16 protein-coding genes are annotated in these 18,898 nt (G+C 29.4%); 8 read left to right on the top strand and 8 right to left on the bottom strand.

From position 1 onward, the window contains the following. Positions 1-36 precede the first annotated feature (36 nt). From rpoB to HRT41_01715, 8 genes are all read left to right on the top strand, one after another. Positions 37-4,182, top strand: coding sequence for a DNA-directed RNA polymerase subunit beta (gene rpoB, locus HRT41_01750; GenBank protein ID NQY22735.1), 4,146 nt, complete (start codon positions 37-39; stop codon positions 4,180-4,182). Continuing rightward, a complete protein-coding gene (rpoC, locus tag HRT41_01745) occupies positions 4,175-8,713 on the top strand; it encodes a DNA-directed RNA polymerase subunit beta' (protein NQY22734.1) in 4,539 nt (1,512 codons plus the stop codon). Before rpoB ends, rpoC begins: the two co-directional genes overlap by 8 nt. Before the next feature lie 477 nt (positions 8,714-9,190). Further along, positions 9,191-9,898: an EAL domain-containing protein gene (locus HRT41_01740; GenBank protein ID NQY22733.1), complete on the top strand. Its 708-nt coding sequence runs from the start codon at positions 9,191-9,193 to the stop codon at positions 9,896-9,898. Positions 9,899-9,933: 35 nt separating this feature from the next. Then, a complete protein-coding gene (locus tag HRT41_01735) occupies positions 9,934-10,221 on the top strand; it encodes a hypothetical protein (protein ID NQY22732.1) in 288 nt (95 codons plus the stop codon). 105 nt (positions 10,222-10,326) lie between these two features. Next, a complete protein-coding gene (locus tag HRT41_01730; GenBank protein ID NQY22731.1) occupies positions 10,327-11,073 on the top strand; it encodes an arylamine N-acetyltransferase in 747 nt (248 codons plus the stop codon). Positions 11,074-11,116: 43 nt separating this feature from the next. Next, positions 11,117-11,743, top strand: coding sequence for a LysE family translocator (locus tag HRT41_01725; GenBank protein NQY22730.1), 627 nt, complete (start codon positions 11,117-11,119; stop codon positions 11,741-11,743). 46 nt (positions 11,744-11,789) lie between these two features. After that, positions 11,790-12,266 (top strand): hypothetical protein, encoded by a 477-nt coding sequence (locus tag HRT41_01720; GenBank protein ID NQY22729.1) that lies wholly within the window; start codon positions 11,790-11,792, stop codon positions 12,264-12,266. A 1-nt stretch (position 12,267) separates the two neighbouring features. Then, entirely contained in the window at positions 12,268-12,468 is a 201-nt protein-coding gene (locus HRT41_01715; protein NQY22728.1) for a YwbE family protein, read from the top strand. A 17-nt stretch (positions 12,469-12,485) separates the two neighbouring features. Here the strand turns inward: HRT41_01715 and HRT41_01710 are convergent, their stop codons facing one another. Genes HRT41_01710 through phnH form a run of 8 tightly spaced genes read right to left on the bottom strand, consistent with a single transcriptional unit; the run spans position 12,486 to position 18,892 of the window. After that, the gene (locus tag HRT41_01710) at positions 12,486-13,226 is read right to left on the bottom strand and encodes an MBL fold metallo-hydrolase (GenBank protein NQY22727.1); all 741 of its coding nucleotides are present in this window, start codon (positions 13,224-13,226) and stop codon (positions 12,486-12,488) included. Further along, the gene (locus tag HRT41_01705) at positions 13,223-13,756 is read right to left on the bottom strand and encodes an AAA family ATPase (GenBank protein ID NQY22726.1); all 534 of its coding nucleotides are present in this window, start codon (positions 13,754-13,756) and stop codon (positions 13,223-13,225) included. The genes HRT41_01710 and HRT41_01705 overlap by 4 nt, the downstream gene beginning before the upstream one ends. A gap of 48 nt (positions 13,757-13,804) precedes the next feature. Beyond that, positions 13,805-14,944, bottom strand: a complete 1,140-nt coding sequence (locus HRT41_01700; GenBank protein NQY22725.1) for an alpha-D-ribose 1-methylphosphonate 5-triphosphate diphosphatase — start codon at positions 14,942-14,944, stop codon at positions 13,805-13,807. A gap of 3 nt (positions 14,945-14,947) precedes the next feature. Continuing rightward, positions 14,948-15,637, bottom strand: a complete 690-nt coding sequence (phnL, locus tag HRT41_01695) for a phosphonate C-P lyase system protein PhnL (protein NQY22724.1) — start codon at positions 15,635-15,637, stop codon at positions 14,948-14,950. Positions 15,638-15,646: 9 nt separating this feature from the next. After that, complete coding sequence (locus HRT41_01690) at positions 15,647-16,483, bottom strand: ATP-binding cassette domain-containing protein (protein NQY22723.1); 837 nt, start codon at positions 16,481-16,483, stop codon at positions 15,647-15,649. Next, on the bottom strand, positions 16,483-17,304 hold the full coding sequence (locus tag HRT41_01685) for an alpha-D-ribose 1-methylphosphonate 5-phosphate C-P-lyase PhnJ (protein ID NQY22722.1): 822 nt from the start codon (positions 17,302-17,304) through the stop codon (positions 16,483-16,485). The genes HRT41_01690 and HRT41_01685 overlap by 1 nt, the downstream gene beginning before the upstream one ends. Further along, positions 17,304-18,356 carry a carbon-phosphorus lyase complex subunit PhnI gene (locus HRT41_01680; protein ID NQY22721.1) on the bottom strand — a complete coding sequence of 351 codons (1,053 nt, stop codon included), beginning with the start codon at positions 18,354-18,356 and terminating at the stop codon, positions 17,304-17,306. The genes HRT41_01685 and HRT41_01680 overlap by 1 nt, the downstream gene beginning before the upstream one ends. Continuing rightward, positions 18,356-18,892, bottom strand: coding sequence for a phosphonate C-P lyase system protein PhnH (gene phnH, locus HRT41_01675; protein ID NQY22720.1), 537 nt, complete (start codon positions 18,890-18,892; stop codon positions 18,356-18,358). The genes HRT41_01680 and phnH overlap by 1 nt, the downstream gene beginning before the upstream one ends. Positions 18,893-18,898 lie beyond the last annotated feature (6 nt).

The raw sequence follows: 18,898 nt of genomic DNA, 5'->3' as shown, positions 1-18,898 counted from the left end.
ATAAAGCAAAAAAATCAAATTTTAATAAGGCCAACAATGCTAAACTCTTTAAAATCTGGTAATAGACTTCGAGTTGATTTTGCTAAAAATCCGCAACAAATTGAGATACCTAACTTATTACAACTACAACAAAATTCTTACGACAATTTTCTTATGGTTGGTTATGAAGACAGAACCCTAGCAGGAATTGAAAAAGTATTTAAATCTATTTTTCCTATTCATGATGCACAAAGTAGACTTACTTTAGATTATTTAGGATCTGAAGTTGGAAAACCTAAGTACAATGTTAGAGAATCTATGGTTAGAGGTTTAACATATTCAATTCCTTTAAAAATCATTATCCGATTAACCCTATGGGAAATCGATGAAAATACTGGTGAAAAAATCGGTGTTAAAGAAATTAAAGAACAAAAATTATTTGTTCGTGAAATTCCTTTAATGACAGACAGAACTTCATTTATTGTAAATGGTGTTGAAAGAGTTGTTGTAAATCAACTTCACAGATCTCCAGGTGTTATTTTTAAAGAAGAAGAATCTAATACTGCTGGTAATAAATTAATCTATACGGGTCAAATTATTCCAGATCGTGGTTCATGGTTATACTTTGAATACGATTCAAAAGATATTTTGTATGTAAGAATTAATAAAAGAAGAAAAGTACCTGTTACTATTCTTTTTAGAGCGTTAGGATATTCAAAAGAAGATATTATCAAATTATTCTATCCAATTGTTAATATTAAAATCCAAGATAATAAATTTTTAACTAAATTTAATCCAGAAGATTTTACAGGTAGAATTGAATACGATATTAAAGATGAAAAAGGTAATGTTGTTATTGCTGCTGGTAAAAGATTAACTGCTAGAAAATCAAAAGCATTAGTTGAGGGTGGTTTAGACCTAGTTGAGTACCCATTAGAATTATTAATGGAAAGACATAATGCTTCTACTATTTTTGATCCTGAATCTGGAGAAGTATTATACGATGCTTTATCTCCTTTAGATGAATTAAAATTAAAAAAATTATTAGACTTAGGTTTTACTAATTTTGATATTGCAAATGATTTAGCTGCTGGTGTTGATAATTCTATTATTAATGCATTCAAAGCAGATTCTGAGAGTTTAAAATTACTTAAAATTACTGAAGGTATAGAAGATGAGAATGACTTATCTGCTATTCGAATTTATAAAGTAATGAGACCAGGTGAGCCTGTTACTAAAGAAGCTGCAAAAGACTTCTTGAAAAAATTATTCTTTGATCCAGAAAGATATGATTTAACACGAGTTGGTAGAATGAAAATGAACCATAAACTGGGTGTTAATGTTCCTGAATACGTTACTGTATTAACATACGAAGATGTTATTAAAACAGTTCAATATTTAATTAAAGTAAAAGCAGGTCATGGTCATATTGATGATAGAGATCACTTAGGAAACAGAAGAATTAGAGCTATTGGTGAATTACTTGCTAATGAATTGCATTCAGGTCTTATTAAAATGCAAAAAGCTATTAGAGACAAAATGACTACTTTATCAGGTACTCTAGAAGATATTATGCCTCATGATTTAGTTAACTCTAAAATGATTACTTCTACTATTACTGAGTTTTTTACATCTGGACAATTGTCACAATTTATGGATCAAACAAACCCATTATCAGAAGTTACTCATAAAAGAAGATTATCTGCACTTGGTGAAGGTGGACTTGTTAAAGAGAGAGCTGGATTTGAAGTAAGAGATGTTCATCCTACTCACTACGGTAGAATCTGTCCTGTTGAGACTCCTGAGGGTCAAAATATTGGTTTAATTAATACTCTGGCTACTTTTGCAAAAGTAAATCCTTTAGGTTTTATTGAAGCACCTTATAAAAAAGTAATTGATGGAATGGTAACGAATGAGATTACTTATTTTACAGCATCACAAGAAGAGGGATTATTTATTGCACCTGGTTCTACTAAAGTGGATGATAAAGGTAAAATTTTAGAAAATCTTGTAGAAATTAGACAAGATGGTGAGATTTTATTGGTTGAAAAATCAAAAGTAGATTTAATTGATATTTCTTCTCAAATGGTTATGGGTGTTGCTGCTTCATTAATTCCATTCTTAGAACATGATGATGCCAATAGAGCACTTATGGGATCAAATATGATGAGACAAGCTGTTCCATTATTAAGACCTAATGCTCCTGTAGTTGGAACGGGTTTAGAAAAAACTGTTTGTAGAGATGCTTGGGAAGCTATTAAAGCTGATCGTCCTGGTATTGTAGAAAAAGCAGATTCTAAAAATATTTATGTTCTTGGTCAAGATGAAGATGGTGCTTTTATTGATAGATATGAAGTACATAAAAATGTAAGAACAAATAATAATACTTCTTTTGGTCAACGAACATCTGTTAAAGCTGGAGATAAAGTAGAAGCTGGACAAGTTATTGCTGATGGTCCTGCAATGGACAGAGGTGAATTAGCTGTTGGTGTTAATGCTATGGTTGCATTTATGCCTTGGAATGGTTATAACTATGAAGATGCTATTGTTTTATCTCAAAAACTTATTAAAGAAGATTCATTTACTTCTATTCATATTTATGAAAAAGAATTAGAATGTAGAGAGTTAAAACATGGAAATGAAGAAATCACTAGAGATTTACCTGGTGTTAAAGAAGAAAGTATTACTCACTTAGATGGTTCTGGAATCATTAAAGTAGGTACATATATTAGACCTGGAATGATTATGGTTGGAAAAGTTTCTCCTAAAGGTGAAATCAAACCAACTCCTGAAGAAAGACTATTAAGAGCAATCTTTGGTGAAAAAGCAGGACATGTAATTAATAAATCTTTATATGCTTCTACTTCTATGGAAGGAACTGTTGTTGATGTTAAAGTATTCACTAAAAAAGGATACGAAAAAGATGAAAGAGCCGTTGCTGAAATTGAAGCTGAAAAAGCGGAACTTGATTTAAGACATCATGATAAACTTCTTATGTTAGATAGAGAAGAAATTCTTAAAATCAATGGTTTATTAGCAGAAAGCTTATTATCTAAAGATTTAGAATTAGATGAAAAAGAATATAAAAAAGGTTCAAAAATTTCTCTTGAAGCTTTAGGTAATGTAAACCGTTTTGCTATGAAAAAAGTAGTAGCATCATTTGATGGCGCTGTTGAAAAACGTTACAATACAATTAAAGAACATTTTATTAAACAAAAAACTGAACTAAGAGAAGAACATGAAGAAAAATTAATTGTTATCGAACACGATGATATTTTAGCTTCTGGTGTTATTAAATTAGTAAAAGTTTATGTTGCAACTAAAAGAAAAATTAAAGTAGGGGATAAAATGGCAGGACGACATGGAAACAAAGGTATTGTTTCTAATATTGTTCCTGAAGTTGATATGCCTTACTTAAAAGATGGTACTGGTGTTGATATTATTCTTAACCCATTAGGTGTTCCGTCTCGTATGAATATCGGACAAATTCTAGAAGTTCACTTAGGTTTAGTTGGTAAAAGACTTGGAGCTCAAATTCAAGAAATATTTGATGCTAAAAAAGAAGAATTTATAGTTGATTTAAGAGCTAAAATGACTTCAATTGCTTCTATCGCTAAACTTATGAATGGTAAAAAATTCATGGATGCTTTAAGCGATGATGAATTAATCGATTATGGTAGAGATTGGTGTAAAGGTGTTCGTTTTGCATCTCAAGTATTTGATGGAGTTCAACAAGCAGAATTTGATAAATTATTTGAATTAGCTAAAATTGATGCGGATGGTAAAACAGAATTATTTGATGGTAAAACGGGTGATCAAATGAAAGAGCGAGTTAATGTGGGTTATATGTATATGCTTAAACTGCATCACTTGGTGGATGAAAAAGTACATGCACGATCAACTGGACCTTACTCTCTAGTAACACAACAACCAGTAGGTGGAAAAGCCTTATTTGGTGGTCAGAGATTTGGAGAGATGGAAGTTTGGGCTCTTGAAGCATATGGAGCAACAGCTGTTCTTAAAGAAATGTTAACGACTAAATCAGATGATGTTGAAGGTCGTACACGAGCATATAGAGCTATTGCAAATGGTGAAAATGTTCCACCTTCAGGTGTTCCTGAAACATTCTTCGTATTGACTAAAGAGCTTAAAGCTCTTGGATTAGATGTTGAAATATTTAAAGAGGTAGAAAACAATGAGTAAAAAAGATATTATTTTAGAACCTATTGAAATCAAAGAGTTAGATAGACCAACTGATTTCTCTGCTTTTCAACTTAAACTAGCAAGTCCAGAGAAAATTCTTTCTTGGTCTTCTGGAGAAGTTAAAAAACCCGAAACAATTAACTACAGAACATTAAAACCAGAACGTGATGGTTTATTCTGTGCTAAAATTTTTGGACCTGTTAAAGATTATGAATGTCTTTGTGGTAAATACAAAAAGATGCGATACAAGGGTGTTGTATGTGAAAAATGTGGGGTTGAAGTAACTTCTTCTAAAGTAAGACGTCACCGAATGGGTCATATTGATTTAGCAGCTCCTGTTGCACATATCTGGATGGTAAGTTCTTTACCAACTAGAATTGGTACACTATTAGGTGTTAAATTAAAAGATTTAGAGAGAGTATTATACTACGAAGCTTATATTGTAAGTTCTGCTGGTGAATCTTTTTACGATAATAATGCTACTAAAAAAATAGCTAAATACGATATTTTAAATGAAGAACAATACCGAACGGTATATGATTTATTTGAACATACTGGTTTTGAAGCTAAAATGGGTGGAGAAATTATTCGTGATTTACTTGCTAACCTTGATTTATCTGAACTTTTAATTACATTAAAAGAAGAAATGAAAGCTACTAAATCAGAAGCTAAAAGAAAAACAATCATTAAACGATTAAAAGTGGTTGAGAACTTCCTTAAATCTGGAAACAGACCTGAATGGATGGTATTTACTCAACTGCCAGTTCTTCCGCCTGATTTAAGACCTTTAGTTGCACTTGATGGTGGTAAATTTGCTGTTTCTGATGTAAATGATTTATACAGAAGAGTAATAAACAGAAATAACAGACTTAAACGATTAACAGAACTTGATGCACCTGAAATCATTATTAGAAATGAAAGAAGAATGTTACAAGAAGCTGTTGATGCATTATTTGATAATGGTAAAACGGCTAATGCTGTTAAGGGTGCTAATAAAAGACCTTTAAAATCTTTATCTGAAATTATTAAAGGTAAACAAGGGCGATTTAGACAGAATTTACTTGGTAAACGAGTGGATTTCTCTGGACGTTCTGTAATTGTTGTTGGTCCTTCTTTAAACATGGATCAATGTGGATTACCAAAAGTTATGGCAATTGAACTTTTCAAACCGCATTTAATGGCAAAACTTGAAGAAAAAGGCTATGCAACTACATTAAAAGCTGCGAAAAGATTAATAGAAGCAGAAACGAATGAAGTTTGGGAATGTTTAGCAGAAATCGTACATGAGTATCCTGTATTATTAAACAGAGCTCCAACGCTTCACAAACTTTCAATTCAAGCCTTTCATCCTGTATTAATTGATGGAAAAGCTATTCAGTTACACCCTTTAGTGTGTGCTGCATTTAATGCCGATTTTGATGGAGATCAAATGGCAGTTCATATTCCTTTATCACAAGAAGCAATAGCAGAAGCTAAAATTCTTATGATGAGTTCTATGAATATATTATTACCAGCATCTGGTCGTGCTATTGCCGTACCATCACAAGATATGATTTTAGGTATTTATTACCTAAGTTTAGAAAAAGATGGTGTTAAAGGTGAACATAAATTATTTACTGGTGTAAATGAAGTTATTATTGCTATTGAAGCAGAACAATTAGACTTACACGCAAAAATTAGAACACAAATTAATGGAAGACTGGTTCATACTACAGCTGGTAGATTAATTGTTCATGAAATCTTGCCTGATTTTGTTCCTCTTGAATTGTGGAATAAAATTTTAAAGAAAAAAGATATTGGCGCTTTAGTTGATTATATTTATAAACATGGTGGTTACAGAGTAACTCCTAGATTCCTTGATAATTTAAAAAATCTTGGTTTTAAATATGCTACTTCTGCTGGTGTTTCTGTATCAATTGATGATATTAGAGTTCCTTCAACAAAACCTGCACGTATTGCTAAGTCTAAAAAAGATGTTATTGAAGTTCAAAAACAATTTGAACAAGGTTTATTAACAGAACAAGAACGATACAATAAAATTATTGATGTTTGGACTGAAGTTAATAATACTTTGGGAACTGAAATGATGGCTTTAGTTGAAAATGATAAGGGTGGTTTTAACTCTATTTATATGATGGCTGATTCAGGGGCTAGAGGGTCTGCGGCTCAAATTAGACAACTTGCTGGTATGAGGGGTCTTATGGCTAAACCAGATGGTACTATTATTGAAACGCCAATTATTTCTAACTTTAGAGAAGGATTAAATGTACTTGAGTACTTTATTTCTACGCATGGGGCTAGAAAAGGACTTGCGGATACTGCTTTAAAAACAGCAAATGCAGGATATTTAACAAGAAAACTAATTGATGTATCTCAAAATGTAAGAATTACAGTTGAAGATTGTGGAACTCACGAAGGTATCTCTATTACTGATATTACATCTGGAAATGATTTAATTGAAGCTTTAGAAGAGCGAATCACGGGACGAGTTATTGCAGAAGATATTATGGATCCAATTTCAAATGAAATTTTATTCACAGAAGGTACATTAATTACTGAAGAAGATGCTGCTGTTGTTGCTGCTGCTGAAGTTAAGTCTGTTGTTATTAGAACAGCACTTACGTGTAAAGTACCTCATGGTTTATGTTCTAAATGTTATGGTCTTAATCTTGGTGAGCAAAGAAAAGCAACTCCAGGTGAAGCTGTTGGTGTTGTTGCCGCTCAATCAATTGGTGAGCCAGGAACACAACTTACTTTAAGAACATTCCACGTTGGTGGGACAGCATCTGCTACTCAAACTGAAAAAGAATTACGAGCTACTAAAGAAGGGTTTATTAGATATTACAATATCAAAACTCTTAAAAACAAAGAGGGTAAAAACCTTGTTGCGAATAGAAGAAATGCAGGTATTTTACTTGTTGAACCTAAAGTTGTAGCACCTTTTTCTGGAGAATTAACAGTTGAAATTATTCATGAAGAAATTGTATTAACAGTTACTTCTAAAAAAGAAACTAAAAAATTCTACTTAAGAAAAAAAGATGTTGCAAAAGCAAATGAACTTGCTGGTGTTGCTGGTAAAATTGAAGGTAAATTATACTTACCTTATAAAACAGGTGATAAAGTTGAAGCACATGAATCTTTAGTTGAAATGATTAAAGATGGTTGGAATGTACCTAATCGTATTCCTTATGCATCTGAATTACGTGTTGAAGATGGGGCTCCTATTACTTCTACTATTATTTCAGGAGCTGCTGGTGTTGTTAAATACTATAAATTATCTGGAGATAATTTAGAGCGAAACGAAAGCATTAAAGCAGGAGATGTAGTTGAAGTTAAAGGACTATTTGCTGTTGTTGTTGATACTGAAGGTAGAGAAGCTTTAAGACATTATATTGCTAGAAATTCAATTATTGAATTTTCTGATGATGAAGAAGTTAAAAAAGATTCTGTTATTTCTAAACCTAAAAGCGAAGAACAAGTAGTAATTGCTGAATGGGATCCATATGCAAATCCTAGTATTTCTGAGTTTGCTGGAACGGTAACTTTTGAAGATATTATTCCTGGTGTTACTGCATCTGAACAATTTGATGAATTAACGGGTACTTCTAAACTTGTAATTAATGAGTATTTACCTACAGGGTATAAACCTACTATTGTTGTAGCATTAGAAAATGATGAGTTAATCAGATATAACCTTGATCCTAAGTCATCATTATTTGTGGCAGAAGGTCAAAAAATTGAAGTTGCAGAAGTTCTTGCAAGAACTCCTAAAGCTACTCAAAAATCAAAAGATATTACTGGGGGACTTCCAAGAGTATCTGAATTATTTGAAGCTAGAAGGCCTAAAAATATTGCAGTTCTTGCATCATTTGATGGGATTGTTTCTTTTGGTAAATCTTTACGAAATAAAACAAGAATTATTGTAACTGGTGACAGTGGAGATAAGTCTGAATATTTAGTAGAAAAAGCAAAACAAATTCTTGTTCATGACGGTGAGTTTGTACATGCTGGTGAGCCATTAACTGATGGTCAAATTGGTTCTCACGATATTCTTAGAATCTTGGGTGATAAAGCTTTACATTATTTCATTGTTTCTGAAGTTCAACAAGTATATAGATCACAAGGGGTAAGTATTGCTGATAAACATATTGAGGTTATTTTATCTCAAATGTTAAGACAGGTTACTATTCTTGATGGTGGAGATACTAACTTTATTGTTGGAGACATGATTTCTAAGAAAAGATTTAGAAAAGAAAATGCTAGAATTATTAGATTAGGCGGAGAGCCTGCTATTGCTGATCCATTATTATTAGGGATTACAAGAGCAGCTGTTACTTCTGATTCAATTATTTCATCTGCATCTTTCCAAGAAACAACTAAGGTTCTTACAGAAGCTGCAATATCTGCTAAAATGGATATGTTAGAAGATCTTAAAGAAAATGTTGTTATTGGTAGAACTATTCCTGTTGGAACTGGTTTATACAAAGATCAAAAAATTAAATTTAGAGATTTAGAAGAAGAACAAGAATAAAGCTCAGGCTTTATTCTTCCAAGTATTATAATGGATTATTATTTGTTATTAATCTTTTTTATAATACTTGAACTTTTTGAATCCACTTGGCAAAAATCGCCTGACTTATATTCTTATTTAAATAAAAACTACTTCCTTTTTTCACAAAATTTACCTTTATACTTATTTTCACATACAAGCTTTTTTTATTCTATCTTTTTAAGTATTTATCTGCACAACTTTACTTTTTTAATGAGCTCCATTATAATTATAAAATTTTTTGATATTGTATTTAAACTAAGTATTATGAAAAAAATATCTCAAGGTAATGAACTCTGTGATATTATTCCAATGAATATAAATATGGGACTTCTCTTTAGATATATGAATGTTATAATTTATCCTTTTCTTTTTATTATTACTACTATTTTACAATAATTAAAATATATCAATAGTTATTATCAATACTAATTAAGTTTATTCCGCTATTATTCGAACATGAATAAACAAGAATTTAAAGATATTATCTCCCAAGCAAAGTATTTTACAAAATATGAGCCTATATTTAAAAAAGACAATTTAGATATTTTTGCTTATGAAGCTTTGAGTAAATTTGACATTTGTGATAGTATTATATCAACAGAAGAAATATTTAGAGAATTACATCATTTTAATGATTTATTTTTCGAACTTGAAAAAAGAAATAAAGAAAAACAAATTAAAGATTTTAATATTGATAAAAAACTTTTTGTTAATTTTGATGCAGATATTGTAGTTACTAAAGAACAACAAAAATATTGGAGTGGTTTTTTACAAAAAAACAGCAAAAATTTAGTTGTAGAAATAACAGAAAATGGTAGTGATGATGAAACAAGTGCCAGTGTGATGCGTGATTTTGCGCTTTGGCTTAATGAACTTAATATTGAAGTTGCTTTAGATGATTTTGCACAAGAAGGGTCAATGTTTTCTTTTTATATTATGAACCAAAGTAAATATATAAAAATTGATAAATCTTTTTTACGAATGATTGAAAAAAACAAAAATTTTATTCCTTATTTAGAAGGCTTATTAACTACAATTCGATTAAACAAACAATACTCTATTATTGAAGGTGTGGAAACACAAGAAGACTTTGATTTGGTGCAAAAACTTCCTTGCGATTATATTCAAGGTTATTATTTTAAAAATCAAGTGATAATTAAATAGCTTAGTGTATAATACAAAAAACTACAAGGATATAAATGCAATATTTAATTATAGCTTATGATAATGAGAATGCGCTTGAGAAAAGATTAGCAGTAAGAGATGAACATGTTAAAGGTGCAAGAGCATTAATGGCAGAAGGTAAGATTCTTAATGCTGGAGCTTTAATTGAAGAAGATCAAATGGTGGGTTCTACACTTTTTGTTAATTTTGACGATGAAGATGAATTAAATGCATGGTTAGAAACAGAACCTTATGTTACAAATGATGTTTGGAATATGGATGAATTCCAAATAGTTCCTATGAAAGTACTTCCTAAAGAATAATTTTGCCTTGAGGCAAAATTGTTTGATATACTTATTTATTTATTTTAATATTTAAATTAATATCTTATTTATCTCTAAAGAACTATCATTAGTAAAGGATTTATTTTGAGTATAAATGAAATTTTAGAAAGGGTCAATCTTTCTGATAGTATACTAGAAGAAGAGAAAAACCTGAAAACACTTAATCTTCTTATTTCTGCTTTTTTACAAGAAATCCCTTATGAAAACTTAGACTTTTTTCACAAAAAAATTCCCTCTTTTCACCTTTATAATGTTTATGAAAAAATAGTTGAAAACAATAGAGGTGGTATTTGTTATGAAAATAATACACTTTTTGCTTATCTTTTAAATGAGCTTGGTTTTGATGTGTATATGATTTTTTGTAAAATAAAAGATACAACTTATATTTCTTCTGATTTCCCCCATTTAGCATTAATAGTGAAACTTAATAATAAAAGTTATTTAGTAGATGTTGGTTTTGGACAAAATGTTAGAGAAGCTCTAGATACGAACAATGATAAGTATATATCCGTGTATGAGGATATTGAGTATTATATTAAAGAAAATAAAAATACTTTTTCTTTGTTTTCACGCTATAAAAATGATAAAGAAAATGAATCTTATTCTTTTGATTTAACAAAAGTTTCTTTACATGATTATGAAAATATTTTTGATAATGTAAGAAAAGATGTTACGGTACCCTTGTTAGTAAGTAAAGCTTCAAAAGAGGGCAGAGTCACTTTAACCGACAGTTTCCTAAGCATAAAAACAAAAGACTTAAAACGAAAATGGGAAATTTCTTCTGAAAATAAATATGAAGTGTTAAGAGATTATTTTAATATACATGTCTAAATAGATTTTTTGTATAGTATGCCATATAAATTAAATGTTAAACATGAGTGCTATTACTGATATCTATTTATTTATTCTTGCAGGTTTATTATTGAATATTACACCTGGCGTTGATTTATTGTATGTTTTAAATAAAAGCATAGCTAAAGGATTTAAAGTTGGTATTGTGGCATCTTTAGGCATTAGTGCGGGTTGTTTGTTTCATTTTGTATTAGTTGTTCTTGGATTATCTGCTTTACTTGAAGCTTCTCCTACTGCATTTTTACTTGTTAAATATATTGGCGCTTTATACTTATTGTATCTTGGTATTGCTATGTTCTTAAGTTCTAAGAAAAATACGAATAAAAAAGAAGATAACTCAAAAGCACAGTACAAAAAAATATACTATTCTGGTATTTTAATTAATATTTTAAATCCAAAAGTGGCATTGTTTTTTATTACTTTTTTACCACAATTTATTAATGTAGATTCGAGTGAAAAAAGTATGGGTTTATTGATATTGGGATTGATTTTTATAGCTCTTGCAAGCATTGTTAATAGTATAATTGCTTATGTATCTTGTAATATAAGTAATAAATTTACCTATAAAGATTCTTTTACTAAATATATTAAAAAAATTGTAGGCACATTATTCATAGGATTGGCTATTAAATTATCATTGGATGTGTGATAAGCTTAAATTTTGGCTATAATTGCAAAAAAACCAAGGGTAAACTATGAATTATGAACTTTTAGATGAAGCTCAAAAAATTACAATCAAAAAAGAATTAGAAGAGGCTGCATCAAAGCTTGGTGGTGTTAACTTCTTTTTACAAATGATTGAAGACGTACGTGAAGAAAAACCAAAAGCATTATTGAATAAATCGGCAACGTTTCATTATTCAAAAGGAAAAATCACATGGACGAAGAGTATTTTTAAAGATACACTTGCTGTTTTATTTGATGCAATTAGAAATGAAGAAAGAAACGGAGATATTCTTAAAGGTATTGAAACAAAATTATACAAAGCTACAATGAATATGATGAGAACATTAAAACCAGTAAGCATAACTATTGTTCCAAAAGATGGTACTGAGTTTTACTTAGACATTCTTGATACATCTGAGCCTAAAAAAACTAAAGTATCTTTAATGTTTAAAACAATCTTTTTTTATAATGTTGATTTTGCAAAAACGGTATTATTAGGAAAATAAAATGATTAGAGATCACAGAGAAAGAGAAGATATTACTATTGGTTTAAAAGTTAAAGTAGTATTAAAAAAAGATCAACGATCTGGCATTTTAACAGCTGGAAAAGTTAAAAAACATTTAACTTCTTCTGCTTATCATCCAAGAGGTATAAAAGTTATGCTTGAAGATGGTCAAGTTGGACGTGTACAAGAATTTATACTATAAAAGATTTTTTTCTTTTTTTAAGATAAATTAAATTCATCATTTTCTTTCAAATACTTATATTTTAATTGAATATTATTTTTTAAAATATAGTTTTGTGTTGTATGTGAAATGTGCATTAAATATGAATTTTTAGCGTTTAATATATCTAATACTTTACTTGCTTGAATATAATTAAAATGATTTCCTTTTGTTTTGTTTTCATCATAACATGCATCTATAAAAACATAATCTAAATTTTTTGTTTTTAAAAAATCCATAGTTTTTTCTTTGATATTAAAACAATCAGATAAATATGCTATTTTTTTATTCTTATATTCAAGTAAATAACCAAGAGTTTTTTTTGAATGTTCCAAAGGAATAGCTGTAAATTTTATACCTTTTATTTCTTTTGATTCGAAATCCTTAATTATATTATATTGCATCGAATGTGGATGTTTAAATAAATCAGAAAAACCATTTTTATCTTTAGGGTGGAAACATTTAATAGCATCAAGCGAATGCCTTAATCGTAGTAGGCCTAAACAATGATCTGCATGAAAGTGCGTTAAAAATACAGCTTCTATTTTCTTAGAATCAAAAATATTACTTATGTTTTCTATTCCAGCATCTAATAAAATAATTGAATTGTCTATTTCTACATATGCACAAGTAGATAAATTGACTTTTTTGTCTTTTCTATATAATTCACATACTTCACAAAGGCAATTATGTACAGGAATTCCTGCACTATCAGCTGTTCCTAAAAATGTAATTTTCATTTTTCTTCTTTTATTTGAGATAATAAATTTAATAAACTTTCACTACTTCTACCAATATCCTCTGAGTTGTCAAAATGAATAAGATTATTTGATTCTATGCAATCATAAGATCTGTTTAATCTTTCTTCTATTTCATCTTTATTTTCTCTTGCTCTTTTTATTAATCTTTTTCTAAGTTCTTCTTTTGGTACAGTGATATTTATTGTATAAACATTATCATAAAAAGCTTCAAAATCTTTAATACTTGAACGAGAAATAGAAATTATATTTAATCCCTCTTTTATGGAATTTTTTGAAATTCCATAAAAATTATTATGAGCAGCCCAAGAAGATACGAAAAATTTGTTAATTTTCAAAAGATCAAAAGCCAAAGGATCCAGAAAATAGTTCTTTTCATTTAAATCCGCTTCTCTTGTAATATATCTTGTAATAAAATTAGCTTTGTTTTTTAAAGACTTCTTTATATTCTTTAATAAAGTATCCTTGCCAACGCCACTAGCTCCAACAATTAAAACTATTTTCTTTTGCATTTTTTATAAACCTAAAATGCATCTATATGTATGTACCATGTAATCTCCTTATAATTTGTAGTTTTTCATAGCATTATAAATAGGTTCGCCATCTTTAATTGTTAAAATAACTTTTGGAATATGGGAATCATCTATTACAATAATATCTGCTATTTTATTCTCTTTTATTTCACCTCTGTCTTCTAAGTTTGCATATTTAGCAGGTGTGCATGTAATCATGGAAAAAGCTTGAGCAAGAGATAAGTGGCTATCTTCTTGTATTTTATATACTGCTTGTAACATAGAAGCGGGGTGGTAATCAGAGCATAAATATTTACACACATTTTCTTTTACTAATGTTATTGCTGATATGTTCCCACCTTGTGAGCCACCTCGTACAATATTTGGTGCTCCCATTCCAGTTGCCATACCGTTTTTTACTGCATGTTTAGCAACCTCTAAATCAAGTGGGAATTCTGATATTTTAACACCTAAAGAAAACAAAGCATCAAGTTTTTCAATACAATCATCATCATGACTTAAGAGTGTTAAATTATGCTCTTTTACACAAGCTATTAAATCATTGATTTTTGCATCATTTTTATTTGCTTTTTTATCTACTACTTTTTGTACTTCTTCTTCATTTAGGCCATAATAATTAGAATAGTATGTTTTAAAACTTTGCAAAGATTTAAATTGTCCTTGTCCTGGAGTATGGTCCATTAAAGAAACTAAATTTACCATGCCTTTTTTAATTACTTCTTTTATTGGTTCAACTGCTTCATCGCTTGATAATTCAAATCTTGCATGAATTAAATTATCAACTCCCAGATGTTTTTTATTAGCTTCGTAAATTTCTTCTATTTGCTCTTTGGCTAAGTCAATACTTCTTTGTTTTTTTGGATTGTCTTCAAAGCCAATAGCGTGAAACATAGTTGTAATTCCACACATTGATAGTTTTTTATCTAATTGTGCTACAGCAAATGCTATTGGAAAATTGGCACCCACTCTTGGCTCAATCTCTTTTTCAATTGCATCTGAATGTAAATCAACAATTCCAGGTACAATTTTTTTGTCTCCTAAATCTAGGGCAAACTCATTTGATTTATAAGTATCAATACTTTTTATTATTGAACCTTGTATTACAATATCAGCCTCTATAAACTCTTCATTTATTAATACGTTTTTACTTCTTAATACTGTTTGCATTTTTTATCCTACTCTTTTAAGTTCATAAATTGAATCACTTATACTTTGCATTGCTTCTAAGTCATGGAAAATACCAATCATTGCAACACCTTGTTTTTTAATTTCTTTTAATTTTTCAATTACTTTCATTGTATTCGTTTTGTCTAAAGATGCAGTTGGTTCATCAAGTAATAAGAGGGATTTAGGAGCTATTATTCCTTTTGCAATATTTACTCTTTGCTGCTCTCCTCCTGAAAAACTTAAAGGAGAGAGATTAAATAACTCTTCTCTAATTGATAAATAAGAAAGCATTTCTTTTGCTTTTAATCGCGAAATTACTTCACTTTCTCCTTTTAAAATTAACTGTTCACTAACAACATCAACAGCTGATAATCTGGGTAAGATTTGTAAAAATTGAGATACATAGCCTATACTAGATTTTCTTAATTTTAAAATTTCACTCTGGGTAGCTTTGGCTAAATTTATTAAAGAGCCATTGTCTGTGTAAAAATTAATCTCACCAGAGCTTGTGGTATATGTTCTGTATAAGGTTTTTAATATTGAAGATTTTCCTGCTCCACTTGGTCCATAAAGAGATAAAAATTCTCCTTTTTTAACTGTTAAATTTATATTTTCAAAAGCTTTTACTTTCACTCCTCCTTGGGTATGAATTGTAAATGTTTTATGTAAATTTTTGACGTCTAATCTAATCATTTTTTTCCCTTAAAGTATTGAAGATACAAGTAATTGTGTATATGGATGTTGAGGATCTTCTAAAATTTGATCGGTTAAACCATTTTCTACAATTTGCCCATTTTTCATAACAACAGTAATATCGGTAAGGTGTTTTATTACCCCTAAATCATGCGAAACAACAATCATTGCAAAACCAATTTCATGTTGTAATTCTTTAATTAAGTCTAGTATTTTTGCTTGCACTGATAAATCAAGTCCTGTTGTTGGTTCATCTAATAAAAGAATCTTAGGATTTGAAGATAAAGCTTTTGAAATTTGTATTCTTTGTTGCTGTCCCCCTGAAAAGTATTCAGGATAATCATCAATTCTCGATGTTGGAATTTCTGTTTTTTCTAAAAAGTATAAAGCTCTTTGTCTAATCTCTTTATATTTTTTATTACCACTCATTATTATTTTCTCTGCAATATTACCACCTGAAGAAAAATTATAATTTAAACCCAATCTTGGATTTTGATAAATCATTGACATTAAAGAATTTCTTAAATAAGCCAATTCATTTAAATTAGCATCTAAAATATTCTTTTTTTTGCCATTTTTATTTACAAAATCTTTAACAAATATTTCTCCATAACTTTTTTCTAGGTCTTGGTAAATAAGTTGTAAGAGTGTTGATTTTCCAGAACCACTCTCTCCTACTATTCCTAAAACTTCGCCTTTATTTAAAGATAAGTTTATATTATTAACGCCAACGACACTATTACATCTAGGGCAAATTGAGCTATTAACATTGGCACCTGTTGAATTTAAACACTGTGAACAAAATTTTCCAAATACTTTTGATAAATTTTTTATATTTAATACCATTATTTCTCTCTCTTTTGACTATCGCAAAAATCTGTATCATTACAATAAAAATTTACTTTTCCATTATCATCATAAACTTCATCTAAGAAGGAAGTAGAACATCCACATCGCTGGCATTCTTTATTATCAAAATGCTCAACTTTAAACTCTCTATCCTCAAACTTTAAAGGTTCGACTTTTGTATATGGAGGAATGGCATAAATCTTTTTTTCTCTTCCTGCTCCAAAAAGTTGTAAAGCTTTACAATTATTTAGCTTTTGCGTATCATATTTAGGAATAGGACTTGGGTCCATTGCATATCTATCATTTACCATTACTGGATATCTATTTGATATTCGGCTATCTCCAAACATTGAAGTATCTTCATATAACAAAACCCAAAGTTTTGAATAATCAGCATTGGCATGTAGAATCTTTTGTTTAGAAGAATTTGGTTCAACTGGTTCTAAAATATCAGGGGTAGGTACTTGATATACTAAAACTTGATTCTCTTCTAAGGGCCGTTCTGGAACTCTGTGTCTTGTTTGTATAATTGTGGCATCTTTTGTATGACTTGTTGTTTTAACATTGGTAACAGATTTAATGAAATTTCTAATATTTACTGCATTTACACTACCATCACAACCTTGATCAATGACTTTCAAAGTATCTTTTTCATTTATTATTGACAAAGTAATTTGCAAACCTCCCGTTCCCCAACCCCTTGCAATAGGTAATTCTCTTGATGCAAAAGAAACAATATACCCAGGAATTGCAATTGCTTTTAAAATAGATCTTCTAATCTCTTTTTTTGCGTCTTCATCTAAAAAACCATATCTCATTAATTTGTCTCCTTTACATATTCTTTAGCACATTTAAAAATCTGATAATCCGTTTGGAAGGTTACATAATGTGGTAACTTAAAATGACTTGTCATTCCAAAAGATTCAATACCGTCTAAATGATGCATAATCATTTCGTAATCAGCTGCTAGAATATAATCTGAACCAACAGAATAAGGTTTGTTATAAAGTGTTAAATCTGTAATAGCCATAGAAATAGTTTTTGTTTCATTTTTTCCAAAACAAAAACCAAAACCAGTCGTTAGTTTTGTCTCTCCTTGCTCATCTTTATTAAATGTTCCCGCACATTCAACTGCTGTTGCTTCAATTTCACCTATTAATACTTCTTTTTTTGTAAAAGGATGTGTGAATTTAATATCTAATGTACCAATTCTTAAATCTCCAATAGTAGGATGCACATCACCATACCCTCTCATTGTTGTATAAGAAACTGCTAATAAACTCCCACTCTCAGCTCTGCTCATAACTTGTAACACTGCACTTCTAGGATAAGGAGCATTTGGATAGTTTCTTGTAATATCCCAAATAGTTTTATCTTGTTTAAGTTTTTTAATTAAGTTTTGCTCACGTAAAGGAGTAAGTGCTGATTTAATTACATTGTTTTTATCTGAATAGTTTTCTAAGTTTACGTATTCTTTTTTTGTTTCATTTAAAAGTTTTATTTCATAATCATTTGAAGGTCCTAATAACTGTCCTCCTTTTATATCTTTAAATGCTGATGAAATACGCCTTTGTAATTTCATATCATTTACATCAAGCTCTTTTGCTATTCCAATTCTTTGACACGTTGACCGGTGAGCTCTTAAAAAAAATGAAGCATTTAAGAGATCTCCTGCTGATCTTTTGATCGCTTTCGCTGCTAGTTTTTTACTGTATAAAGAAGCTTCACTAATTACTTTATCAATTGAAAATGTTAAGGTATTTATTAAATCTTCATCGTTAATATTGTTTTGTTCTTTTGAATAATCATTATAATAAGATAAAGAATTTTTAATAGCTTCTTCTCCACCTTTTATTGCGTAAAATGCCATTATATTAACTCCAGTTTTGTTGTTCTCGATATTGCGAGGACTTCATTTATTTCATTTAAAAAAAATACTTCATTTCCCAAAGGATATAAAGAATTTTTTTCATTAAAAGAGTCAATAAAAGATTTATTTATTGGTAAAAATACTTCTCTAGATTTATTAATTCCAGGTCCTGTTAATAAAACCTTTAAACCTTTAAAATTTTTACACTTAAAAATTAGTGTTGCTGATAACTCGGGATCTTTATCTTTTCCTATTTTTGCTTTTAATAATAAGTTTTCATTTACTTCATCACAAAAAATATAATCAGCATTTGTGATTTCTTCTTTAGTACTATTTGTTATTGCTTCAATTAAAGTAAAATCTTCATCTCCTTCATAATAAAAACTTACTTCTGAATACAAAAGTGTATTTGCAAGTGCTAATATATTCGAGTTAAAAAGAGTTTGAACTTTTTGGATTTTTCCAGGTTGTGATAAAACATTCATTAAGACTTTAAAGTTATTTCTATTTATTTGTTCAAGATCATTATTTTTCATCTGTTT

The sequence above is a fragment of the Campylobacteraceae bacterium genome (assembly GCA_013215945.1).
Classification (GTDB): domain Bacteria; phylum Campylobacterota; class Campylobacteria; order Campylobacterales; family Arcobacteraceae; genus NORP36.
This window is presented reverse-complemented; position numbering and strand designations above follow the sequence as displayed.